The sequence below is a fragment of the Aeromonas sp. AE23HZ002T15 genome, from assembly GCF_054165525.2.
In genome coordinates this window covers 3619535-3644022 of the sequence record NZ_CM201342.1, presented here as the reverse complement: position 1 = coordinate 3644022, position 24488 = coordinate 3619535, and the positions used below count along the sequence as shown (strand labels likewise).

The following is a 24488-nucleotide window of genomic DNA, read 5'->3' as shown; positions in this document are numbered from 1 at the left end:
TTAACCTTCCAGTTCTATCTTGGTCAGGCACTCACGCAAGACGGGGCCATACTCTGTCTTGCCGGGGCAGACGAAGGTACAGAGCGCCAAATCTTCCTCATCCAGCTCCAGACAGCCGAGCGCCTGGGCGTTGTCGGTGTCACCGGAGATCAGATCCCGCAGCAGCAGGGTCGGCAGGATGTCGAGCGGCATCACGCGCTCGTAGTTGCCGATAGGCACCATGGAGCGATCACTGCCGTTGGTGGTGGTGGTGAAGTTGATGAGCTTGCCTTTCACCAGGTGCGCCAGGGTGGTGCGGGTGATGGAGAACTTGTTGGCACTGGGGTTGACCCAGCCCAGGAACTCTTTCTCGCGGCCTTCGCCCAGCACGCTCACCTGATTGTGATAACGGCCCAGGTAGTCATGGACCCCTGCCGCCTTGGCACCGCTCAGGATGGAACCGGAGATGACACGGTTCTCGTCCGCACGCAGCTCGTTGTTGGTCAACTGGCTGATGCAGGCGCCCAGACGGGTGCGCAGCAGGCGCGGCTTGATCACGTTCGGACCGGCCAGGGCGATCACCTTGTCGGTGAAGATCTGACCCGTGGTGAACAGCTTGCCGTAGGCGATCACATCCTGATAGTTGATGTGCCACTGTACCTTCTTGGCACCGACCGGGTCCAGGAAGTGGATGTGGGTACCCGGCAGACCGGCAGGGTGCGGACCGACGAAGACGGCTTCCTTGACCTGCGCCAGGGAGGCGTGCGGCAGGCTGGCTTCGCCCTTGCAGACGTGGACGGTGCCATCGGTCAATCGGCTCAGCACGGCCAGACCATCGAGGAAGGCCTGGGCCTGTTCCTTGATGATGAGCTCGGCATTGGCTGCCAGCGGGTTAGTGTCCATGGCGGTGACGAAGATGGCGCGAGGGGTGGAACCCACGGCCGGCACCTTGCTGAATGGACGGGTACGCAGTGCGGTCCACTGACCTGATGCGACCAGGATCTCCTGCACCTTGCTGCGCTCGAGCTGTGCAAGCTCGGCAGACGCAAAGTGTTCAAAGGTCACCTGCTCGTCGGAGCCATCGAGATCGATGACGACAGATTGCAGAACACGCTTGGCACCACGGTTGATCTCAGAAACCACACCGGTGGCAGGGGCCGTGAATTTAACGCCGGGATTCTTCTTATCTTCGAAGAGCTCCTGACCTTTAATGACGCGATCACCTACTTTGACGAACATAGTAGGACGCATCCCCACGAACTCTTCGCCGAGTGTAGCAACACGGGTGATGGCCGGGCCATCGTAGATTACTTGCTCCGGAGCACCCAGCACGGGGATGTCCAGTCCTCTTTTAATTGTAATCATACTCACTTGCACTACCGTTAAGGGAAGACAGGTTGGTTAGCGCCGAGAAATACATCACGACGAGTTGTTGAATGAGCCCGTCCATATCGCGACAAAATGTCGAAAAAACAAACAAATTAGCAACATACAGGATCATTCAAAAGCGCCTGAGTTTACCACCTTAGGCGACTCAGCTGCCACGCCAAATGGGGAAAATCCCCGCGCTATCACAAAATTAACCTTCATTGAATATTTCCTCCCCGCCCCTGCAACCCGTGGTTTTAAAGGATTTTTTGTTTGGCTAACCCTATGGAGGTATTTTTGGGGTGGCAGGCGATGGATTAGAAAAAATAATCCTGGCCCGCTGGCAGGTTACACCCCGTCAGCAGGCTCAGCTCGTGATAATTTTGTTAATTGGTCGAGGATTAGGTAATGAAAACGTCAATGGGTCATGCGAAGGGGGATTTGCTGACGCAGCTCGGCGTGCTGGGCGCCTGTTCCCGCTGCTGCCATTCAGCGTCGGTATAGGTATGCAGTGCCAGCGCATGAATAGCCCCGGCCAACTCCTCGGCCAGCACCCCGTTGACCTGACGATGGCGACTCAGCAGTCGCTGCCCCTCGAACGCCTGACTCACCACTATCACCTTGAAGTGGCTCTCCGAACCCGGTGCCACCCGATGCATGTAGCTCTCGTTGATCACCTCCAGGTGGCTGGGGGACAAGGCGGCGGCCAGTTTGGCCTCGATCTGTTGTTGCATGCTCACGACAAGAACTCCCAAGATGGATGTGCGGCCATTGTAAGCCAGAGCCGACCCCGGATAAATCGCGTCGACGACCACGGGGGCAGATCCTCCACGCACCGGGCTGGTGAAATTCTGCGTCCCCGCTAGAATAGCGCCACTTCAACGACAGGACCGGCGCCGGCTGTCGTTGCCATATATAAGCATCACCTTGGACCCTTCTCTTATGCTGACCCTACTCGACACGGCTCATTGTCGTCTGACCCTTTACCGGTATCCGCGGCAGAGCCAGGATCCCCTGCAGGCCTGGGATGCGGCAGACGAGTATCTGATCAACACCCTGGCCGAAGAGCCCCTCGAGCGCGACGGCCCCGTCATCATCATGAACGATGGCTTCGGAGCCCTGACCGCGTATCTGCACGGCCATTCTCCCGTCAGCGTGACCGACTCCCATATCAGCGAGCGGGCGACTCTCGCGAATCTGGCCGAGAACGGCCTGGATCCCCACGCCATCCGCATGCAGGATGCACTGACCCCCCTGCCCGAAGCTCCCGCGCTGGTGGTCATCAAGGTTTCCAAATATCAGGCGCTGCTGGAGCAGCAGCTGCTGGCCCTGCGTCAGGTGGTGACCCCGGCCACCCGGATCCTGGCGGCGGGCAAGGCGAAGGACATTCACTCCTCCACTCTCAAGCTGTTCGAGAAATACCTGGGCGAGACCCGCACCTCCCTCGCCTGGAAGAAGGCCCGCCTCATTCACTGCACGCCCGCCTCCGAGCGCCCGGCAATGGCCAACCCCTTCCCCACCACCTGGCCGCTGGAGGGCAGCGACATGCTGATCCACAACCACGCCAACGTGTTTTCTCGTACCAGCCTGGATATCGGCGCCCGCTTCATGCTGGACAATTTGCCGATCCACAGTGCCCGCAAAGTGATCGATCTCGGCTGCGGCAACGGCGTGCTGGGGCTCTCCCTGCTGGCACGGGACAGCGAGGTGGAGGTGACCTTCATCGACGAGTCCCATATGGCTGTGGACTCGGCGCGGCTGAACGTCCAGCACAACCTGCCGGATGCCCTGCCCCGCGCCCACTTCCTGGTCAATAACTGTCTCGATGGGGTGGAAACGGGCGCGGCCGATCGCATCCTCTGCAATCCCCCCTTCCACCAGTTGCAGGCGATCACCGACCATATCGCCTGGCAGATGTTCACCGATGCGCACCGGGTGTTGCCTCAGGGAGGGGAACTCTGGATAGTAGGCAACCGTCATCTGGACTATCACAACAAACTCAAGCGCTTGTTTGCCAACGCACAAGTGGTTGCATCGAACAGCAAGTTCGTTATTTTGAAAGCCATCAAACGCTAAAGGAAACCATGATGAAAAAGTCACTCTTGCTGCTGGCCGCCCTGATGCTGGGTGGTTGCGCCACCCACTGGCCGGAGACCGCCCTGCTCAATCCGCAAATCATCCCCGCCAACCAGCAGTACTACTCCGGCAACCGGATCACCATGGAAGGGGTGGACAAGCGTGAAGCCGCCTATGTCTTCTCCATCAAGAAGAAAGAGAAGGCCCCCGTGCTGGTCAACAGCGCCCAGCCCCTCAACAACCTGCTGGCGGAGAAGCTGGCCGAGGGCCTGCGCAGCCAGGGGCTCGAAGTGGGTAACAGCGGCACCACCAACCTGACCCTGGCCATCTCCACCGCCGCCGTCACCGTGGAAGAGAAGACCTTCACCTATGTGACCAAGTCCAAGGTCAGTCTGCAGGTGATCGCCGATTTCCAGGGCAGCAAGCTGACCAAGCAGTTCAACATGTCCTCCAGCAAGGAGGAACCGGGTGAGCCGAGCATGGCCGATCTAGAGTCCACCCTGAACCAACAGCTTGGCAGTTTATTGCAGCAGATCATGGCCGACGAGGCCCTGCGCGGTTATCTCAAGGGTCAGCCGAGCTAAGCGAGGGATAGATAGATGAAGAAACTCTGGTTATTGGCCATGCTGATCGCCCCCCTGGCCTTCGCCGGCCCCAAGGTACGAATGGAGACCAACCACGGCAACATCGTCGTGGAGCTGGCCCCCAAGCAGGCGCCGCAGACGGTGAAGAACTTCCTGCGCTACGTGGCGGACGGCAGCTATGACGGCAGCCTGTTCCACCGGGTGATCCAGAACTTCGTGGTGCAGGGCGGGGGCTACAACCAACAGTTCCAGCCGCTGCCGACCTTCGACCCCGTGGTGAACGAGTCCAGGGGCGGTCTGCCCAACAAGCGTGGCAGCATCGCCATGGCCCGCACCCAGGCCGTCGACAGCGCCACCCGCCAGTTCTACTTCAACCTGGCGGACAACGACAACCTCAACGCCAATGCGGGCGCCGGTTACACCGTATTTGGCCAGGTGGTGCAAGGCATGGAGGTGCTGGACAAGCTGGCTCAGGTGCAGACGGGCTACAGCTCCATCCTGCGGGCCAACGATGTGCCCACCAGCCCGATCATCCTGAAGAAAGTCGTGCTGCTGGCGGAGAAATAACGCGGACAGGATCACATCCTGCCCCATCACTGCCAAGGTCGCCGGCGCCCCTTTCTATACTCTGGCCTTGCCCCCATTCCGGGGGCATCCCCAGAGGAGAAGAAGGAGGCGCCGGTGATCTATCAGACCTACATAACCCAACACGCCATGCCGCTGGCCCAGGCGGTTCGTCACTTCCTGGCACGGGAAATTCCCTACCGACAGCTGGAAGACCTGAGCTGGCAACTGCTCTCCCACTGGCAAGCCCTGCCCCACAGCGCCGATAAGCAACCGGCCAATCAGCGTGAATCCGTCTTCTGGCACCTGCTGCACAGCCTGCATCTATGGGACGAACAGCAGATCAGTGCCGATCCCTGGCTGCGTCTGCAGTTGATGGCCTGTGCCAACTTTCTCGTCGAACAGGGCCCCTGCCCGCCTCATTGCGCTGGCTCACGGCCCTGAGGAATCAAGAACGCCCCTCGGCTTGCCTTGGCTATCCCCCTCGAACCTGACAAAATAGCCACCTTTTCCCCGAGGAGTCAGGCATTTGAACACTCTCCGCCCACCCAGCCGCAACCCGGGCCGCCTCACCAGCTGGCGAGATGCCCTCGCCGTCTATCTCGAGGCCCGGGTACTCATCCTGTTCGCCATGGGCTTCTCCTCCGGCCTGCCACTGCTGCTGGTATTCGGCACCCTCTCGTTCTGGTTGCGGGAGGCCGATGTCAGCCTGACCGACATCGGATACATGAGCTGGGTGGCCCTGGCCTACGGCTTCAAGTGGGTGTGGTCCCCCCTGGTCGATCGCCTGTCGCTGCCCCTGCTCTCCCGCCTGCTGGGAAGACGGCGCAGCTGGATGCTGCTCTCCCAGTTGCTGACCGCTCTCGCTCTGGTGGGCATGGCTTACTGCGATCCCAAGACCCAGCTCGCCCAGCTCGCCCTCTTCGCCCTGCTGGTGGCGTTTGCCTCGGCCACCCAGGATATCGTCATCGACGCCTACCGCATCGAGTCCGCCCCCGAGCGGCTGCAGGCGGCCATGGCGGCCTCCTACATGACGGGTTATCGGCTTGCGATGATCATGGCGGGCGCCGGCGCCCTGGCGCTGGCGGCCTGGCTCGGCAGCAACAGCGGCTACGATTATCGCGGCTGGCAGCTCACCTATCTGTGCATGGCGGGGCTCATGTCCCTCGGCATCTTCACCACCCTGTTCTGCCATGAGCCCGACATCGATCTGGCCCGCCAGAACGAACAGCAGGCGGAGCGCAAAGCGCTGCTGCTCGGCCGTGGCTGGCCGACCCCATTGGCTGGCCTGGGGGCCTGGATCTATGAGGCCATCTGGTGCCCCTTTGCCGACTTCTTCCGCCGCTACGGCGGCTCGGCCCTGCTGATCCTGGGGCTCATCGCCTGTTACCGCATCTCGGACGTGGTGATGGGGGTGATGTCCAACAGCTTCTATGTGGATCTGCAGTTCAGCAAGACGGAGGTGGCCACCATCACCAAGGTGTACGGGGTCATCATGACCCTGGTGGGAGCTGCCCTGGGAGGGGTGCTGGTGATGCGGCTGGGGACCTTGCGCATCCTGTTTCTCGGCGCCGTGCTCACCGCCAGCACCAATCTGCTGTTTGCCCTGCTCAACGAGGTCGGCCATAACCTGGAGCTGCTGACCCTGATCATCTCGCTGGACAACCTCAGCGCAGGCATCGCCACCGCCGCCTTCGTGACCTATCTGTCGAGCCTGACCAACGTCGCGTTTTCGGCGACTCAGTATGCGTTGTTCAGCTCAATCATGTTGCTGCTGCCCAAGCTGCTTGCGGGCTTTTCCGGTCGCTTCGTCGAGCTGTTTGGCTACAGCAACTTCTTCATCGGCACCAGCCTGCTCGGAGTTCCCGTGATGGTGCTGATCATCATGGTTGCCAAACGGGGCAAGCATTTGTCACCACAAACGAACAAATAGCAAGCGTTTGCCTAAATGAGGGGGTGATTAGATTCACAAATCCTGACAAAGTTCCCTGGCTCTTGTTTATCCGTTGAAATTATTTGGCTAGAATCCCTCCCGCTCCTTGTGGGCAGGCTACGGAAAACCTCAACTAAACACACAAGAGACCAATAAAATGGCCAAATTTACCAAGACTCTGATCGCTGCCGGTCTGCTGGCTGCATCCGCCACCCCGGCTTTCGCTGCCGACTACAGCGGTGACATCCATAAGAACGATTACAAGTGGATGCAGTTTAACCTGATGCATACCATCGACCAGCGTCCCTTTACTTCCGGTCAGGATGACTACAACGACACCTACCTGGAAATGGAATTCGGCGGTCGGTCCGGTATCTTTGATCTGTATGGTTACATCGACATCTTCGATGTATTCGATACCGAGCACAGCGACAAGCACAACGGCCAAAACCTCTTCATGAAGTTTGCGCCGCGTATGTCTCTGGATGCGCTGACCGGTAAAGATCTCTCCTTCGGCCCGGTACAAGAGCTGTATATTGCCAACCTGAATAACATGGCCGATGGCCAAATGGAGAACCAAATCGGTCTGGGTGCAGACGTGCAAGTGCCTTGGTTTGGTAAGGTTGGCATGAACCTGTATGCTCGTTATTCCAACGAAAACGAGTTCTTCCGTGAAGAAGAGAACTCCTGGAACGGCTATCAGTTCTCCATGAACTGGTTCAAGCCTTTCTACACCTTCGGCAACGGTAGCTTCGTCTCCTATCAGGGCTACCTGGATTACACCTTCGACATGGATACCCATGAGCGTGCTGACCGTACCAGCGATGCACTGGCTACCTTCCACGGCATCTACTGGCACTCCGATCGCTACGCCGTCGGTTACGGTCTGAAGTACTTCATGGATGCTTACGGCACCAAAGACGGTTCTACCGCCTTCGATGGTACTCCTTGGAAGAGTTCTGGCTTCAGTCACTATTTCTCCGTTACCTACAAGTTCTAATCGAACGGGTTTCGCAGAAACAAAAAACCGGAGCAGCTGCTCCGGTTTTTTTATGGCGTTTTCGCCGAATTCTTTGCCGCAAAATGGGGAAGGCAGAGCCCTCCCCACCCATGATCAGTCGCGGAAGTTCTGGAACTGCATCGGCTGGCCCAGCTCGGCCCCGCGTACCAGCGCCATGGTCTCCTGCAGGTCGTCACGCTTCTTGCCGGTGACGCGCACCTCGTCACCCTGGATGGCAGCCTGCACCTTGATCTTGGAGTCCTTGATAAGCTTCACCAGCTTCTTGGCCACTTCCTTGTCGATCCCCTGCTTGAACTTCACGGTCAGGTGGAAGCGCTTGCCGGAGTGAACGCTGTCGCCCACGTCCATGGAACTGTTCTCGATCTGACGCTTGAGCAGGGCCCCGCGCAGGATCTCGACCATCTGCTTGAGCTGGAAATCGGCATCCGCCTCCAGCTTGACCTCTTCTTTGTTCAGTTCGAAGCTGGCTTCCACCCCACGAAAATCGAAACGGGTCGCCAGTTCACGATTGGCGTTATCGACGGCGTTCAATACCTCGTTCATTTTGACTTCAGAGACAATATCGAATGACGGCATAGCCGGGCTCCTCATGCTGTGCTGTATGTTGTGCTTATAGGTGCGCAAATCTACCAGAAAACGGGCAAATTTGCTGATTTCGATGGAGGGGCTCTGCTAGAATTCCCTCCGCACAGGAATGGCGAGACCCGTTAGTGTCCGCCAAGCGACATCTCCCTTATCCCGGTAGCCGGTTGATCGGAATGCGACCCCTACCCAGACTGAGCCTCTCCATGCCAAGCGGATTACGCGACAACAACCTGAAAACCAGCCGACACCCTCTCCCCCCTCAATGGACCCTGCTGGGCTGTGGCGCCCTGGGTGGCGTGTTTGCCTCCCTGCTGACCCTGAGCGGTCAATCGACCCGCGTCCTGCTGCGCGAACGGCATCGGGCTACCCTGCACCCCGGCATCGATTTCACCTCCCTCGATGGCCACACCCAGTTGCTCGCCATCGAGCGTGGCTTCGTCAGCCAGCCTGGCCAGATCAAGCGCCTGCTGGTGATGACCAAGGCAGGTCAGGTTGTCCCGGCCCTGAGCCCGCTGGTCGGGAAACTGGCCGCCGGCATCCCCATAGTGTTGCTGCACAATGGCATGGGGGTCGCCGAGCAAGTGGTGCAACTCTTTCCCCATAACCCCGTCATCGCCGGCGTCACCAGCCACGGTGCCATGCAAGGCGGTCACTTCGTGTTCCGCCACACCGGCAAGGGGGAAACCTGGCTCGGCCCGGTCAACGAGGCGGCCAAGGCCCACGCCCATCTGGCGGATGAACTCGCCCGCGCCCTCGGTCAGGCAGGCTGGGATGAGCAGATCCTGAACCGCCAATGGCAGAAGCTCGCCGTCAACTGCGCCATCAACCCCCTCACGGCACTGTACAAGGTCAAGAATGGCGAGCTAGCCGGCCCCCGCTTCACCGATGCCCTGCAGCAGATCTGTGTGGAGGTGGCGGATGTGATGAAGGCGGAAGGCCAACCCACCAGCCAGGAGGAACTGCTGCGCCGGGCCATGATGGTGGTGGAACTGACCGCCGACAATTACTCTTCCATGTATCAGGATCTGGAGCTGGGGCGCGAGACAGAGATCGAGGCCATCACCGGTTTCCTGCTGGCCAGGGCTGCACAGCACGGCATCGCGGTGCCGGTCAATCAGGGCCTCTACCAGGCCATCAGAGAGAAGCAATAAACCCGGCTAACACCATTTAAGAAGGAGTGAACGATGAGCGTCTTGGTATTGGTCGCCCCCGGCTCGGAAGAGATTGAAACCGTCGCCATCATCGATACCCTGGTGCGGGCCGCCATCGAGGTGGTGCTCGCCTCCTGCTGCCCGGCGGGTCAGCGCCAGATCCGCGCCTCCCGCGGGGTGCAACTGGTGGCCGACTGCCATATCGACGAGCTGGCCAGCCGTGACTTCGAGGCCATCGTCGTGCCGGGCGGCCTGCCCGGCAGCGAAGCCATTCGCGATACCCCTCTCGCCATCGACCTGCTCAAGGAACAGGCTCTGCTTGGCCGCTGGCGCGCCGCCATTTGTGCGGCCCCCGTGGTGGTGTTGCAGCACCACCATCTGCTGGGGGATGCGCGGGTCACCTGCCACCCCGGCTTTCAGGCCAAGCTCCCCAGCGCTCAACTCAGCACAGAGCGGGTGGTAATAGACAAAACGCACCGCCTTATCACCAGCCAGGGCCCCGGCAGCGCCATCGAGTTCGCCCTCGAAATCGTGCGGATGCTGCGCGGTGACGAGGCTGCCCGTGCGGTGGCAGACCCCATGGTAATGCCCCCCTCGCTCACGTCCTAGAGAACCCTCCCCCTCTCGCAATGACAGAGCGCCCCTTGCCGATTGGCAAGGGGCGCTCTGTATTAGGAAGGCCGCTTAGCAGCCCGCCGGCTCAAAATCGACTCAACTCAGCATTTGAGGTCTGAGCTGTTCCATCAGCAGGTGGTTATCGCTGTAATCTACCGGGATGGACACCACCGCCGGTCCGCTCACCTCCATGGCGGCGCGCAGGGTGGGTCGCAAATCCTTGGCGCAGGCGACGGCAAACCCGGCTGCCCCGAACGATTCGGCATAGGCCTTGAAGTTGATGGGGCCGAAATTCACTCCTGAGCTGCGGCAGTACTTTTTCTCCTCCTGTATCGCTACCATGTTGTAGCCGTTATCGACCCAAATGATGTGCACTATGTTGGACTTGAGCCGCACCGCGGTCTCCAGTTCCATGCTCGACTGCATGAAACTGCCATCGCCGGACACAGAGATGATCTTTTCCCCCGGTCGTACCATGGTGGCCCCGATGGCCCAGGGCAGCGCCACCCCCATAGTCTGCTGGCCGTTGGAGATGAGCACCTGGCGAGCCCGGAAGCTGTAGAGGTAGCGGGCAATCCAGATGTGGAAGCTGCCCATGTCCACGCACAGGGTCATGTCCTGCCCTATGATGTCCTGCAACTCCTTGACGATGCGCAGCGGATGGATGGGTGAGCCTCCCAACCGGCCGGCATGTTCGGCGAGCTGATGGCGCTCGGCATGGATCTCGCCAAGCAGCGCGGTAATGGCCGGATCCCGCGCCAGCGGCTGGTGCAACATCCTGGTCAGCCGCGCTAGGTTGGCGCTGATGGAGCCCACCAGCTCCACCGCCGGGCAGTAGCTGCTGTCGATCTCCGCCGGCAGCGCATCGATGTGCAGCAGCTGGCGCTCACCGGTGCCGTTCCACAACACGGGATCATACTCGATGGGACTGTAGCCGATGCAGACCACCAGATCCGCATCCTGCAGCAGCTTGTCCCCCGGCTGGTTGTTGAACAGCCCAACCCGCCCGGCAAAGTCGTCGAAATGGTGGGTATCCACCACCCCGGCCGCCTGATAGGTACCGGTCACCGGCAACCGGCTCTTGTCGAGGAAGGCGCGCACCGCGAGGGAATTCTCCGGCCGGCTGGCCAGCAGGCCGAGCAGCACCACCGGCTTGCGGGCCTGCGCCAGCAGGCTCAGCGCCCGATCGATGCCACGCTCGTCAGCCGCCCCCGGCTCTGGGATGGCGCTCGGCACCAGAATGGCGCCATCGGCCGGCTCATTGATGATGTCCATCGGCAGGCTGACGAAGGCCGCCCCGGGCCTCCCCAGCTCGGCGCTGCGAAAGGCGTTGGCCATCACCTCGGAGAGGGCGGAGCCGGTGCCCACCTGGGCGCTGAACTTGGTGACCGGCCGGCACAGGCTGACGGTATCCAGGCTCTGGTGCGTCAGCTTGAGGCCGTCGGCCCGCCGTACGGCACCACCCAGCGCCACCATGGCATCCCCTTCCGAGGTGGCGGTGGCAAGACCTGTGATGAGGTTGGCGCAACCCGGACCCGAGGTCACCAGAGCCACCCCAGCCTTGCCGGTCAGCCGGCCGACGGCGGCAGCCATGAAAGCGGCATTCGCTTCGTGGCGCACCACTATGGTCTCGATGGGGGAATCCTCCAGCGCATCGAACACCCTGTCTATCTTGGCCCCGGGAATGCCGAATACCTGCTTGACCCCCTGCGCCTCCAGATGGCGCACCACCAGTTCGGCCCCACAGGCCCAGTGTTGATTTTCCATGATGTCACTCCTTGTTAAGCGAAGGGCTCAGCCTTCGGCGGCGCGGATGGCGCGGTCCAGATCGGCGGGATTGAGGTCGGCCTGTTGAAAAGCCGGATTGCGGGGCAGCTCGATGTCGAGGTGTTGCACCACCGACAGCTGCAACTGGCCGTGGCCCATGGCGTAGTCGAGGATGTGGCCGCCGCCCCGGCGATCCTCGGTGATGAAGTGCTCGTGATAGCCGGCCACGTTGATCCCTTGCACGAAGGGCGGGCAACGAAAGCCGACCAGGGTGCCGCGCCGCTGGCTGAATGAGAACAGCGGCTGGGCCTCGATGGCCTCCAGCATGGGCTTGTAGGGGGGACTCTGACAGGGGACGGTACGCACCAGTACCTGCTCGAACAGGCCGTCGAGTCGAAAGGCGACGAAGACGTTGTCGGTACCCACCAACCGATCCACCCACTGATGGATCTCCTCGCGGCTCAGCGGGTGATCGAAGCGGCGCTGCAGGCAGGGGCGAAAGTGGGTCATCACCGCAAACGGGGTCTTCTGCTCGGCCCTGGCCGGACGGGCCGAGCCGTCAGCCTTGAGCTGGTGGATCTGGCGCTCGAAAGCAATAAGCTCGCCATCAAGCCGGTTGAAGGTCCCCAGGCCAAAGTCACCGTGGCGCAGCAGGTCGGCCATGGTGGTCTCCCCCTCGTAAACCCCCGCCAGCAGGGCACTCATCAGGGAGCTCTGGTAGACCTCGCCACCCCCTTGGCGAGCCTGCCAGCGAGCAAACTGCTGGCTTATCTCAATAGCACAGTCACATGATGAATTGGTTTCCATTTGGATTTCACCTCCAATCCTGTTAGGTTGGCAAATCAGGATTCAATAGTGACCAAGATCACAATTTGATACCAATATCCAAACCCATCAGCTTCGAGACGTACCAGATATGGAATTCCGTTACCTGCGCTACCTGGTGGCCGTGGCAGACAAACAGAGCTTTACCCGCGCCGCCGAGGCGCTGGGCATGGCCCAGCCGCCGCTCAGCCAGCAGATCCGCAAATTCGAACAGGAGGTGGGCACGCCGCTGTTTCACCGGCTGACCCGCAGTGTGGAGCTGACAGAGGCTGGGCTGAGCCTCTATCAAGATGCCAAGGGGATACTGGTGCAGACCGAACAAGCCATGCAGAAGGCCAGGCGCATCGCTCGCGGCCAGCTGGGTTCGCTGCGCCTCGGCTTTGCCGGCTCCACCGTGCTGCACCCGAGCGTGCTGCAACTCATTCACGACTTTCGCCAGGCCTGGCCGGATGTCAGCCTGCACCCCATCGAGAACAGCATGCCCAACCTGGTGCGCGATCTGGTGAGCGAGGAGCTGGATGCCGCCATCCTGCGCCTGCCCTGCAGTAGCAGCTCGGCACTGGCCCACCACCTGATCGATGAAGAGGAGATGCTGATCGCCCTCCCACCGCACCATCCGCTGGCCGGCAGTGGCGCCATCCCCATCGAAGCGCTGGCGCAGGATCCCTTCATCCTGTTCCCCCGCGAGCTCGGGCCCGGGCTGCACGACGCCATCACCCAGTGCTGCCAACGGGCCGGCTTCAGCCCCCGCCTCGGCAGTCAGAGCCCGCAGGTGATCTCCACCGTCGGCATGGTGCAGGCCGGTTTCGGGGTCGCCATCATCCCGCGCTCGGTGAGCGAGCTACACCCCCACGGCGTCAGCTATCACCCCATCGCCACCGAGCCACTTACCACCCGCATCAGTCTCGCTACCCGCCGCCGTCCCCGCCAGAAAAGCCTGCAGCATCTGATTGGGCTGATCCCGCGCCAGCCTTGACTCAACGTCATGCAGAACTTGATGATTAAAGAGGGGAACTTTAGAGACAGGATCTGTCGATTTCATAGCGACACCACACCTCTATCAGCTTGGACTTGGCGCTCATAATGCTAGATTTTGCCGGCTCAATTTGGCTAATCAGCGATTATGTGGAGCTGGAAGACGGCATGCAGGGAGATTCTCCCGACGCCCTGAACCATCCAATCAGGAACCCCATAAACGTAATGAAATAGGTGAAAACCAAGATGATACTTATCAATATCTTATAGTAAACACTCTCAATTTCCTCTTCCGAAGTTGGATTGAATTCATCATTCAAAAAAGCAATAACACTTCCATCTGGCTTTTTTTCTATATTCAAAACCAAGCCAGAAAGCGAATATCTGCCTGGAATCACATCTCCATAAACATAGTGTGAAACACCACTAACAATGACATCGCGATTAATTATCGGACTGATTACTTTTTTTACTTCTTGTCTTTTAGCAGATGATGACGTAACCAACTCTGCTGGACCATAAAAATTTTCATAAATCCTTCTCCCTAAAGCTTCAGGATCATCAACCACATATTTTGAAATGTATTCAAGGATGAATGCTGGAGATGTGTCAAAATCATATTTATTTTTTCCAGTTACGCGAATAGTGATCGGACAACTCACCTTCTTACTGGCCTTCATATTTACAAGGTATTCATAAAGTTCAGGATAACGCTCTGATAACGTGCCCTCAAAGTCAGACTTGGCACTGTAATCTATACCAATGATATGCTGAACGGAATCTTTTATATCTTCGATGTCGACCGAACTATTATCACGAAGACAAACTGTATCATCGGCCCCATTTGCAATGGCTAGTATACCACTTACATGAATAAAATCTTGTGGTGAAATGTCGTATAATGCAGAGAAGCTATTTCCATCGATTGCTATTTCCCTATTGTATTCTGTAAGTCCTGCATGGACTTGGTAAGCAGGCGACTGGTATAGATTGTGAAGCGAAACAATATGCGCAATCAAAAAAAACAATGCCAGAGCACAGTTAAATTGACGAGAACCAAACAGTAGGGATTGAGCACCATCTACATATTCCTTATTATTTATTCGTTCTGGGGAGAAAAATAATTCATGGTGAGTGCGCTGGCAATGGAGTCTATAGCACTCCCCTGGCTGCAACTTCTTTGCGGGATCACTGACCAGGTATCCATTGATAACTTTCCTTTCACCAAATACGTTATTAGCTGGCAGGAGCAAGCAGCGTCCATCAAGCACAAACAAACGGTGCAATCTTAAGACCATCCATGAATAACCGCCCAACATACTGAGCATTAAGATGATTAATATTAACAAAGTGGGGATACTATTTTCCAAAGAGGAAACAAAAGTAAATATTGAAAATATAGGAATAATGATATGTAAGGCCTCAAGATAGACAACATCAAATTCTCTGGGCACCCACTGTTTGGACAGTTCCTCTGACTTACGGACTTCAGAAACAAGGAAAGCGCCATCTACACTGACGGCGTAGAGCGCATCTTTATAGATAAGACCCCGGATAACAACACTACGGGGTGAATCCTTGCAGTAAGTGGCTGGCGGCCAGTAAACGGACTCCACCCTCACATCACCAACACAGGTATCCTGCCACCGTTGCCGCCACCCTGGCGCCAATTCACGTACGTTATAAAGACCTTCATGTTGATAGATAGTTCTGTCGGTAAATCGTCGTTTATATATCTTTCTCAGCCAAACCAGATCCGCATCAGATAACTCATCAGCAGTTTTACTCCTCACCTTCAATCGAGCAATTGCGTCATCCCTTTCCTTCTGGCGCAAAGAGTTATCTGACCACCAACAAAGCAACGCTATGGCCTTGATAATGCTTATTAAGATAGGTATAAAATAGCTTAACAATGACATCTCCTTGATGTGATGCTTGGAGTGAGAGAAAATAAAAGCCTGACATTGACAACAATATATATTGCAACTCTAAGAGTCTAAATAGTAAAAACTAAAACATCATGGGATATAAAATATCTTGCCAAGTTATCCTCATCCCATAACTAATCTGCTTCATGATCTACTGCACCACCTATGCAGGTCATGGCCCGGTCTATAACCTGGAGTCCAGTTCTCTACTAGAACAAGCGAGCTGGCAGTGATAGTAGCAACTTCAGGCATCTTTCCATCTCGCCTTGCGAAGCAGATAGAGCCCACTTAGGCAGAGCAAACCGACTCATGGGTTGAAGGGGTCAACGCCTGAACGGCCTGCGGGGTTATCTCCTCCCCCAGCAACTCACGCACGTCACCCACGGTGAAGATGTTCCGGCCCTGGGCATATTGTTCCGCCAGCAGCTGGTTGCAACGGGTCAGCCGCTCGCTCGGTTTGGCCCACTGCTCGGGTGGCAATGGCTCACTCCAGGCTGCCAGCTCGGGATGGGCAGCGAAGTAGTGTTCGGCGAAGCGCTGCTGCAAGCGGCTCTGGATATTGATGCGCAGTATACCAAAACGGGTGCCGTTCAGTTCCCACCAAAGGCGGCGCAAGGGGGAGAAGGCGCTGCGGGGTATCTTCCGCTCCCGACAGAACTCCTCAATCATGCCGTCAAAGGTGACCGGGGCCGGCTCGTCGATGACCTCGGGCCCCTCTTCCATATATCGGCGGATCATCTCCCACTCGCCGGCCCCCACCTCCTTGCTGAGGGTGCCGACATTCATGCCGGACCAGAAGTGGCCGGGTCGCTCGTCCGAGTTGATACCGAAAAAAAGGCTCGCCATGGTCATGACACCACTCACCGAGACGGCTGAGCCTTCTCCCACCATGGCGCACATCTCTTCCCAAGGGAAAATCCGGACTTCGGTGCGCTTGGTGCGCTTGTCCCAGCGCGACAGCATCACTTCGCGGCGCTGGCGGTGAAAGCGGAACGGTAATACTCGGCGAAGTTGTTGTTGATGCTCCCACAACATTTTTAATGTCAAAAACAAGGCAAAACCGGGCCCCATTCCTAGTAACACAACGGCACCCAGCAGATTCATCCAGCTAAACTCCATCACCCATTGGTTGTGCCCTACCCAGACCTCCTGATAGTTGCCAGCCCAAACGCCAGCCCAGCTCTGCCCGTCGCTCAACCCATTATGACCGGGCGGCCCCCAAAAGAATGCAGCAAAAACGACCAATCCCATGATCCAATACATATACAGGATTTGTGTTTGAAAGAGAGAGCCTCCCGCCCCCCCCAGCTCGATATAGTGGGGGTACTTTTTGGTCAGCCAGTCAGTGCGGCGCACCGGTGGCACATTGGTCATCACCGGCAGGGGGCTGAATACGGTACGGGCGCCGAAGCGCTCCTGGCGGTGTTGGCCGGCAAAAAACGGCAATGCTGAGTGTTTCATCCGTTCTCTATATCGATGCTGTCAGGTGGGTGGCAGTCACATCCCACCAACGATGGTATCCATTAGGGTGTCAACGCCTGAGCGGCCTGCGGGGTTATCTCTTCCCCCAGCAACTCACGCACGTCACCTACGGTGAAGATGTTCCGACCCTGGGCATATTGCTCCGCCAGCAGCTGGTTGCAACGGGTCAGCCGCTCGCTCGGTTTGGCCCACTGCTCGGGTGGCAATGGCTCACTCCAGGCTGCCAACTCGGGATGGGCAGCGAAGTAGCGCTCAGCGAAGCGCTGCTGCAAGCGGCTCTGAATATTGATGCGCAATATACCAAAGCGGGTACCGTTCAGTTCCCACCAGAGGCGACGCAGGGGCGAGAAGGCGCTGCGGGGTATCTTGCGTTCCCGACAGAACTCCTCAATCATGCCGTCAAAGGTGACCGGGGCCGGCTCATCGATGGCCTCGGGCCCCTCTTCCATATAGCGGCGGATCATCTCCCACTCACCGGCCCCCACCTCCTTGCTAAGGGTGCCGACGTTCATGCCGGACCAGAAGTGGCCGGGTCGCTCGTCCGAGTTGATACCGAAAAACAGGCTTGCCATGGTCATGACACCGCTGACCGAGACGGCTGAGCCCTCTCCCACCATGGCGCACATCTCTTCCCAAGGGAATATCCGGACTTCGGTGCGCTTGGTGCGCTTGTCCCAGCGCGACAGCATCACCTCGCGACGCTGGCGGTGAAAGCGAAATGGCAATACTCGGCGAAGTTGCTGTTGGTGCTCTCTCAGTATCTTGACTGTCAAAAACAAAGCTAAACCAGGCATCGTTCCAAGTAATAAAATGGTGCCAAGCAGATTCTCCCAGCTAAACTCCATCGCCCATTGGTTCGCCCCGATCCAGACCTCCTCATACAATCCAGTCCAGACGCCAGCCCAGCCTTGCCCGTTGCTCATCCCATTTCCAGGAGGCCCCCAAAACATTCCAGCAAAGATGAGTAGGCCAAGCACCCAGACCGAATAGAGTATTTGAGTTTGAAAGAGGGAACCACCCGCCCCTCCCAGCTCGATATAGTGGGGATGCTTTTGGGTCAACCAATCGGCGCGGCGCACCGGCGGCACATTGGTCATCACCGGCAAGGGGCTGAATACGGTACGGGCGCCGAGGCGCTCCTGCCTGTGCTGGCCGGCAAAAAACGGCAATGGGGAATGTTTCATAGGTCCTCGTTATCGGTTCAGCAGGGGTTGCAACTGGGCCACTATCTTGCCACGGGTCAGGGGGAAGTTGTCATCCTCGTCGAGTGCCTCCACCTGGCTCCAACCCGGCTCATCACCGGCCAGCTTGGCCTCTTCCTGCCCCTGCAACTGCTGCAGATTAAGGGAAAAGCGCAGCCCCCCCTGCTCCTCAAACAACTGGTTACCTTCCGCCGTGGTGACCGAGATCACCAGATGCAGCCACGCCATGCGCCGTCTACTGACTTCATCCTGGGGCCAGTCGAAGTCGAGGCGGGTATACAACCCCTCCTGTGCCACAGGTGCGGTCTGGCGAAAGTGGTCGGTGAAATCGACCAGCTTGCCCTCGCTCTTTACCAGGACGGCGAGTTTAACCTGCTCGGGGGCTGTCATGGGCAGCAGAATGCGCAGCTGGGTCAACACCCGTTGCTGTACCGGCACATCGACGATGGTGCCCACCATCAGCCTCTGCTGCGTCTTGGTCTCGGTGTTGTACTTAATCCTCAGGCGCGGGGTCTGCATCACCTCCTGCCACTTGCGCAGTTGCATATCGTACTCCCACTCCTGATTGGCGTGCAGAAATGGCAGCATGCCGCGCTTGCCCCAGCGAGACTCGCTGACCCAGCGCATCAGCGGGGTCGAGGTAAGGAAGTTATAGGCCAGCTCGCCACCGAAGATCAGGGCGCTGGCCAGCCACATATAAGGATTCAATCGAACCGCGAAGCGCAGCGTAACGGCGGCGGCCTGCTGCCAGCTGATCTCCCCGGCGATGGCAGCCATGCCGAGCCGGGTCCCAGCCAACATTACTTTTCCGCTGGCATAGGCTTGCAGGCCATCACCACTCAAGGTGATGGCCGAGGCGACCATGGGCTCCCACTCCCCCCGGCGCCAATGACGACCTATCTGAGAGGCTTGCTTATAACCATCAAACAATGCTGACCCTGTACCCAAAACAGCGACCAAAGTGGTCCCTAGCGTCACCACCCGGCCGGTCGCCTTTAGGCTGCTCTCAGCCCCCTCCTTGAGCCAGCGGCAATAGGCGGAAGTGCGCACCACCTCGACACCAAGCGCCAATGCAGCCCCCATCAACCCCAACGTGGCAGACCATAAGTCAAAGTTCTGTGCTCCTGTGTTTTCACTCTTATGGGCCAGATCCCCCACCGTCTTGGCAAAGTTGAACCAGTTGGCCATTAGTACTACCAGGCCCAGGCTGCCGCTGAGGGTTGCCCCGCCCAAGGCGGGTCTGGCCGCATTGCCAAACAGTACCTGGTTGCGCAAGGCGGCGCGGCTCAAACGCAAGTGCTCTTCTATCTCGGTCAGGGTAGCGCCGCTGGCCTTGACCACGATATGGGATACAGGGTGAGGCTCGCCGGGGCGGGCCACCGGCTGGCTGTGTGCAAACACCTGCTCGCGCAGCGCCGTACTTTCACGCTGCACCGCGGCCCACTCGGCATTGGCGCGAGCTCTAATCTTGCTGTCGGTGGCGGTACTCTTGCTCGCCTTGTTGTATTCACTGGTGGCAGACTCAGCGCGTTTGCGCAGCGTCCCCAACGTACCCAAGGTTTTCTGCTGCCACTGCGTGTAACCAGCATCACTCTGAGTGCCGATATCCAGGGTGACGGCCGCATTCTTCGCCTGACCCAACAGCATGGCAATGGTGCCGGGTCTGGCATGGCGCAGCAGGCTATCTGCCTGCCCCTGGGCCGCATGTATCCGTTCAGCCATTTTTTGCAGCTCGGGGATCGCCAGACGGCCGAGTTCCGACGCCAGCCTGCTCATGGAGCCTTGCAACTGTGCAGGGACGCTGTCTATGAGCTTGAGATGCACCCCTGCCATCTGTGCCTGAAACTCCTTGAGGCCAGCCAGGCCATCGATCAGTGCACTGGTACTGTCCTTCACCCCCAGCGCGTTGTTGATGTCCCCTTCAAGCCCGTCATAGTCTTCAACGGTAGCAATATTGTCGGCGTTGGAAACCCAGAGATGGGTGTTCTGCTCACCCAAGGTGGCGAAAAATACACTGACTTTCTGCCTGTGTTCCGGATCGTCTCCCAGACCAAGCAACCAGTGATACTCCTCATCCAGCCGACGTTTGAACTGCTCCTGCACCTCTTTGTCATAGACGGGAATGGCCGTGTAGGCCGCTGGCAGCATGGCAACCCTGTCGGTTTCAAGCTGGAAACAGCTTTCCCGCCAATGGGTGACCTTGGCCTGAGCCGGCCCGTACCAGGCGCGCATGGCCTCCTCATCGATGCGCTCCAGGATCCCTCGTGCTATCCGCATGCCCATCCAGCTTTCGCCGTAGAGCAGGTCTTTCTTCTGCTCACCGGCGCGGTCAAACATCGCCTTTAACTCTTGGCTGGAGACGCCTGCTTCCTTTGCCATCACGTCGTTCTTGGCCAGCTCGGAACGATAGGCTTCGAACGTCTTTTTATCGCCAAACGGCGAGGCGCTGGGGCGATTCATCTTCTTCAATGCGGCTTCATAGTCTTGCTTGGCCTTCCAATAGTCGCGATAGCGATTCTCCAACGCATTGGGATGGGCCTTGCTGTACTCGGCCAACTTTTGATTGTCCGCCGACTGCATCAACAAGAGGTCGTCGCTCATCTCAACCAGTTGGAGCAACTGAGCGGCAGCAAAGTAATCCGCCCGGTTATAACCTTCGGTCATCCATTGTTCTTCTTGCTCCACCATCGCCTGATAGGCGCTGGCCAACTCTGTCATCAGACCGATCGGATCCTCCAGCAGCAGGATGGCGGCCTCCCCCTGGTAAGCAGGCAGTATTTTGCTGGTCAATACGCTAGCACTTTGCGTTTTTGGCGTTTGGGTCAACCAACACCACTGATCGGTTTTGGCATGAGTGCTTTGCTGCGGGTGTACCTCTGCAAGATGCTTCTCAAGCTGCTCAGGTGGCAGCAGATGTCGAGACCCATTTTGACAATCAAAACCGCCCAACTGGCAGGTTTGCATCATCTTTTGACGTAGCTTGGGGGAGCGCAGCAGCTGGCCTTGCAGCTTGGGCGAGATCTTGGTGCGACTGTAAAGCACCTGCACAGAACCGGAACGACTGACCACTATGGTAGAGTCCGATTCCTGATAAACAAACGCCTCCTTGCCTGAGGCGGATGCCAGTCCTTTCTGCTCCAGCTTGGCAACGCCCCCGTTCTCCGCCAATTGATAGGCATGGATGATATCGGGGCGCTTGCTGTGGATCACATAGAGATAGCTCGTCTCGTCAATCAATCGGATCCCGACGGGGCGGTACTTGATGTTGGCAGCATGGTTGCTGGCTATGGCTGGATGGACCGTTTTCTGTTCAACCAACGCATAACGAACCGGTAATAGTTGAATCTTGTTCTTCTTCAATGGGCAAGCTTTAGTGCTCCCCTGAGCATTGGCACTGCTTGCTGCTGCAGCGTCTTGATTAGCACTCATATCTCAGTTCCCATTCTATGTTGTGTCTCGGCGAGCTCGGCGGCTCGCTCAATTCTCTGTGAGGGGGTGAGTGAAGAAGTACACATGAGCAGTGCTGTAATGGCGGGATAAGCGTCACTCTCCTTCCAGGCAGTGCCGAGGTAACCCAGTACATTGAAGAAAAACAACAGGTCCCTTGGGCTTTCGAACCCTTTGCCATAGCCCCATTCAGCCCACTCTGCGACCCACTGACGAGCATCAAGCTGTTCACCCAGACGTTCGGGGAACCATTTCTCCATATGGCGCCAGATATCATTTAGGGTGTTCAACCAGGTTACCTCTCCAAGACGTGTCCACTGGGCATCACTCAGACGTAGCAACTTGCCAACTGGCAGTTCCGACGTGGAAACCTTTTTGTTCCACCATTCGGCAGGGGAGTTTGGGCGCAGCAACTTGTGCACAGGGATCCATACCTGCTCAATAGCCTGCCAAAGCCAAGGCTCGTCATCGAGCAGTAGGCGGAACATGCCATCGGGTTGAGCCATCTTGAGCAAAATGCGACTACCGTAAGAACTTTCAACCTCGATCAATTGGCGTAGCCGCTCCGCGAGTGGTAATAACGGGAGACGAGAGGAAAGGAGATATCCCCACCCCTCTTCTCCGTGGGCATACCAATCGAGCAGTGCTGGTGACGCCTCAACCAAGCAGGGAGAGGCTTCTCGCAGGGCATCCCAAGGTGCATAGAGATATATAGGTTGATAGGCAGGGCTATCGGTTACCTCAAACAACTGCCGTTCAAGCTCGGGGATCTGCCCGCCATCGAGCAGCAGATAGAGGTGATCTCCTTTGGCCAAATCAAACTCGGGCAAAACCATTACTGGCTCTCCCCCTTGGCCAGCTGTTCACAAATTTCACAGACCGGTTCTGCCGATTTCAGCGTCGCGATTTGACGCGCAGGCTCCATGGGGGGAGGTGGGGCTACCACCTCAACTGCACCGGGCTGTATAGGCATCTGCCCCGCCCAGCCGGAACCGGATCCCGGGCTGCCGCCGGAGTTCATCTTGATGGAGCCGCCAGAGAGAGTGACACCGCTCGGATCGATTTTGACAAAACTGCCACCGACCTTGAGCGTCAACTCGGCGCCCGCTTCCATCACTATCTTCATCCCCGCCTTGTGGTGCGCCTCGGTGCCCACCTCCACCAGGAAAGATTGCCCGAGCTTCTGGTGCATGGAGGCATCCACGGTGAGCGAATAGTCTGCCTTGATCTGATCCCGCTTCTCGCCGTTCACGGTGAGATGGTCATTGGCCTTGATGCGGGTCACCCGCTCATTGTCGATGTCCCTGTGCTCGTCGTGTTTGATGTGCCAGGCCGCGTCGTTCTCGATGAGCCAATTCAGGTCTTTCTGACCGTGGATATAGATCTCTTCCTTGCCCGCCTGATCTTCGAATCTCAGCTCGTTGAACCCTTCCCCCTGATGGGTCTCGGTGCGCAGCACGGTGCGGGTCTTGTTGACCGGCAACTCGTAGGGCGGACGGTTGGTGGCGTGGTAGGTGCGGCCCGTGATAATCGGCTGATCCGGATCCCCTTCCAGGAAGCTCACTATCACCTCGTGGCCGATGCGCGGGATGGTCATCATGCCGTACTGACCACCGGCCCAGCCCTGGCTCACCCGCACCCAGCAGGAGCTCTGATCGTTTGAGCTGCCGTAGCGGTCCCAGGGGAACTGCAGCTTCACCCGGCCGTGCTCGTCGCAGTAGATCTCCTCCCCGTCCGGCCCCACTACGGTCGCGATCTGCGGACCGTCCACCATGGGCTTGTGGGGAGCCTCCGGGCTGCCGATGCGCGCACGCCAGGTGGTGCTCCCTTTCACCACCCCGAATTCGTTGTGATAGACGGTGGGACCGCTGCCTCCCTCCTCCTCCAGCGCCTGGGGCTGTTGGCCGGTGTGGCTGATGTGCACGATTTGCCAGTCGGCGTTGAGCACGCCGTTCGGGTGTTCGGTGAGGGAAAACGTCTGACCCGGCGACAGGGCCGCGCAGTTGGACTTACCCTGGCCGGTGACGGCGTCGTTGCGCAGGGCATCGAGCCGATGCTGGGCAAAGGCCTTGCCGCTCGGATCCCGCTTGTAGCGGCCTGGGGAGTCGAAATGCTGATAGGTATCGCGCTGATGGGCGAGCTCGGCGCCGCGCTGCTTGTGGGAGAGACCATAGGCCGGGGTCTTGAAGCTGTAGTCCTTGAGCTCCACATCCGACGTCCTCACCGCCTCCCGATAGTGGAACTGGCGCACATAGGGGCCCTGCTCCAAGGAGCGGTTGCCGAGGTTGAAGAAGAGCTCGGGGCCCGCGGTCAGCGCGGCGGCATCATCGGCAAAGACGATGCGATGTTTGCCCTGCTCAAATTCGTGGAAGTAGAAGAGCCCCTCTTCGGCGGCGAGCCGGTTCACGAAATCGAGATCTGTCTCTCGGTACTGGACGCAGTATTCCCGCTGGACGTGCTCGTTTTTCAGCGCGAAGGCGTAGTCGGTGATGCCGTGCTCTTGCAGCAAGATGGAGAGGATTTCGTCCGGCTTCTGGGCCTGGAAGATGCGGGAATTTTGGCGCAATGAGAGGCGCCACAGGGCCGGCTGCACCAACAGCTGATAGCGGGTGCGGCGAAAACCGCTGTCCCCCTGGGAAAAATCGCTCACCACACCGCACACCCGGCGCTGCAGCTCACCGTTGTACCAGATGAGCAGCTCGCAGGGCTGGTCCAGCACGGCGCCGAAGTCCACGTCCGGCTGGGGGCTGGCAAGTTCCAGCCTCAGCTGGAAGGGGCCGTTTAACGCCTCTTCCAGCGCAAATTCCGCCACCACGAAGGTGCTCTCTGGCAAGGCCCCCACCTTCACCGTGAACTGTAATCCCGTGCTGTTGGCCATCGTGAGCCCCTTGTCTGTTCGTGCCGTGGCTGGCGCGCTCAGCGGCGCGCCGTCGGTCATCTCAAGTTGGGTGAACGCCGCACGCGGCGCTTACCGAACGGGAGAAAC

Annotated in this window: 20 protein-coding genes; 9 read left to right on the top strand and 11 right to left on the bottom strand. The window is 58.4% G+C overall.

The features are described from left to right. Complete coding sequence (locus tag ACT5M9_RS17050) at positions 1-1344, bottom strand: Na(+)-translocating NADH-quinone reductase subunit A (protein ID WP_457980190.1); 1344 nt, start codon at positions 1342-1344, stop codon at positions 1-3. A gap of 428 nt (positions 1345-1772) precedes the next feature. After that, positions 1773-2081: a BolA family protein gene (locus ACT5M9_RS17045; protein ID WP_457980623.1), complete on the bottom strand. Its 309-nt coding sequence runs from the start codon at positions 2079-2081 to the stop codon at positions 1773-1775. Positions 2082-2289: 208 nt separating this feature from the next. Here ACT5M9_RS17045 and ACT5M9_RS17040 point away from each other — a divergent pair, with 208 nt between their 5' ends. The 6 genes from ACT5M9_RS17040 to ACT5M9_RS17015 all read left to right on the top strand — a co-directional run bounded on the left by ACT5M9_RS17040 (position 2290) and on the right by ACT5M9_RS17015 (position 7504). Further along, positions 2290-3423 carry a methyltransferase gene (locus ACT5M9_RS17040; protein ID WP_457980192.1) on the top strand — a complete coding sequence of 378 codons (1134 nt, stop codon included), beginning with the start codon at positions 2290-2292 and terminating at the stop codon, positions 3421-3423. A gap of 11 nt (positions 3424-3434) precedes the next feature. Beyond that, a complete protein-coding gene (locus ACT5M9_RS17035) occupies positions 3435-4007 on the top strand; it encodes a YajG family lipoprotein (RefSeq protein ID WP_457980194.1) in 573 nt (190 codons plus the stop codon). Positions 4008-4022: 15 nt separating this feature from the next. Beyond that, a complete protein-coding gene (locus tag ACT5M9_RS17030; protein WP_457980196.1) occupies positions 4023-4574 on the top strand; it encodes a peptidylprolyl isomerase in 552 nt (183 codons plus the stop codon). A gap of 147 nt (positions 4575-4721) precedes the next feature. Further along, complete coding sequence (locus ACT5M9_RS17025; protein WP_457980624.1) at positions 4722-5015, top strand: hypothetical protein; 294 nt, start codon at positions 4722-4724, stop codon at positions 5013-5015. A gap of 85 nt (positions 5016-5100) precedes the next feature. After that, a complete protein-coding gene (locus ACT5M9_RS17020) occupies positions 5101-6504 on the top strand; it encodes an AmpG family muropeptide MFS transporter (RefSeq protein ID WP_457980197.1) in 1404 nt (467 codons plus the stop codon). Positions 6505-6661: 157 nt separating this feature from the next. Beyond that, positions 6662-7504, top strand: coding sequence for a nucleoside-specific channel-forming Tsx family protein (locus tag ACT5M9_RS17015; protein ID WP_457980199.1), 843 nt, complete (start codon positions 6662-6664; stop codon positions 7502-7504). A gap of 114 nt (positions 7505-7618) precedes the next feature. Here the strand turns inward: ACT5M9_RS17015 and ACT5M9_RS17010 are convergent, their stop codons facing one another. Then, positions 7619-8101, bottom strand: coding sequence for a YajQ family cyclic di-GMP-binding protein (locus ACT5M9_RS17010; protein WP_010673357.1), 483 nt, complete (start codon positions 8099-8101; stop codon positions 7619-7621). A 212-nt stretch (positions 8102-8313) separates the two neighbouring features. Between ACT5M9_RS17010 and ACT5M9_RS17005 the strand changes: the two genes are divergently transcribed. Together ACT5M9_RS17005 and ACT5M9_RS17000 are read left to right on the top strand one after the other, a co-directional pair. Further along, positions 8314-9261 carry a ketopantoate reductase family protein gene (locus tag ACT5M9_RS17005; RefSeq protein ID WP_457980201.1) on the top strand — a complete coding sequence of 316 codons (948 nt, stop codon included), beginning with the start codon at positions 8314-8316 and terminating at the stop codon, positions 9259-9261. A 33-nt stretch (positions 9262-9294) separates the two neighbouring features. After that, positions 9295-9870, top strand: a complete 576-nt coding sequence (locus ACT5M9_RS17000; protein WP_457980203.1) for a DJ-1 family glyoxalase III — start codon at positions 9295-9297, stop codon at positions 9868-9870. Between the two features lie 102 nt (positions 9871-9972). Here ACT5M9_RS17000 and alsS read toward each other — a convergent pair whose 3' ends face one another. Then, a complete protein-coding gene (gene alsS, locus ACT5M9_RS16995; protein WP_457980205.1) occupies positions 9973-11643 on the bottom strand; it encodes an acetolactate synthase AlsS in 1671 nt (556 codons plus the stop codon). 27 nt (positions 11644-11670) lie between these two features. After that, on the bottom strand, positions 11671-12450 hold the full coding sequence (gene budA / locus ACT5M9_RS16990; RefSeq protein WP_457980207.1) for an acetolactate decarboxylase: 780 nt from the start codon (positions 12448-12450) through the stop codon (positions 11671-11673). Positions 12451-12559: 109 nt separating this feature from the next. Between budA and ACT5M9_RS16985 the strand changes: the two genes are divergently transcribed. Then, a complete protein-coding gene (locus ACT5M9_RS16985) occupies positions 12560-13444 on the top strand; it encodes a LysR family transcriptional regulator (RefSeq protein ID WP_457980209.1) in 885 nt (294 codons plus the stop codon). A 145-nt stretch (positions 13445-13589) separates the two neighbouring features. Here the strand turns inward: ACT5M9_RS16985 and ACT5M9_RS16980 are convergent, their stop codons facing one another. The 6 genes from ACT5M9_RS16980 to ACT5M9_RS16955 form a co-directional block, all read right to left on the bottom strand. Continuing rightward, on the bottom strand, positions 13590-15356 hold the full coding sequence (locus tag ACT5M9_RS16980) for a hypothetical protein (RefSeq protein WP_457980210.1): 1767 nt from the start codon (positions 15354-15356) through the stop codon (positions 13590-13592). Between the two features lie 303 nt (positions 15357-15659). Beyond that, positions 15660-16832: a hypothetical protein gene (locus ACT5M9_RS16975; protein WP_457980212.1), complete on the bottom strand. Its 1173-nt coding sequence runs from the start codon at positions 16830-16832 to the stop codon at positions 15660-15662. A gap of 62 nt (positions 16833-16894) precedes the next feature. Continuing rightward, entirely contained in the window at positions 16895-17626 is a 732-nt protein-coding gene (locus tag ACT5M9_RS16970; protein WP_438550278.1) for a hypothetical protein, read from the bottom strand. Positions 17627-18046: 420 nt separating this feature from the next. After that, positions 18047-21484 carry a toxin VasX gene (locus ACT5M9_RS16965; protein ID WP_457980214.1) on the bottom strand — a complete coding sequence of 1146 codons (3438 nt, stop codon included), beginning with the start codon at positions 21482-21484 and terminating at the stop codon, positions 18047-18049. Further along, positions 21481-22338 carry a DUF4123 domain-containing protein gene (locus ACT5M9_RS16960; RefSeq protein WP_438550280.1) on the bottom strand — a complete coding sequence of 286 codons (858 nt, stop codon included), beginning with the start codon at positions 22336-22338 and terminating at the stop codon, positions 21481-21483. The genes ACT5M9_RS16965 and ACT5M9_RS16960 overlap by 4 nt, the downstream gene beginning before the upstream one ends. Further along, positions 22338-24380, bottom strand: a complete 2043-nt coding sequence (locus tag ACT5M9_RS16955) for a type VI secretion system Vgr family protein (protein WP_457980216.1) — start codon at positions 24378-24380, stop codon at positions 22338-22340. Before ACT5M9_RS16955 ends, ACT5M9_RS16960 begins: the two co-directional genes overlap by 1 nt. Between the last annotated feature and the right edge of the window lie 108 nt (positions 24381-24488).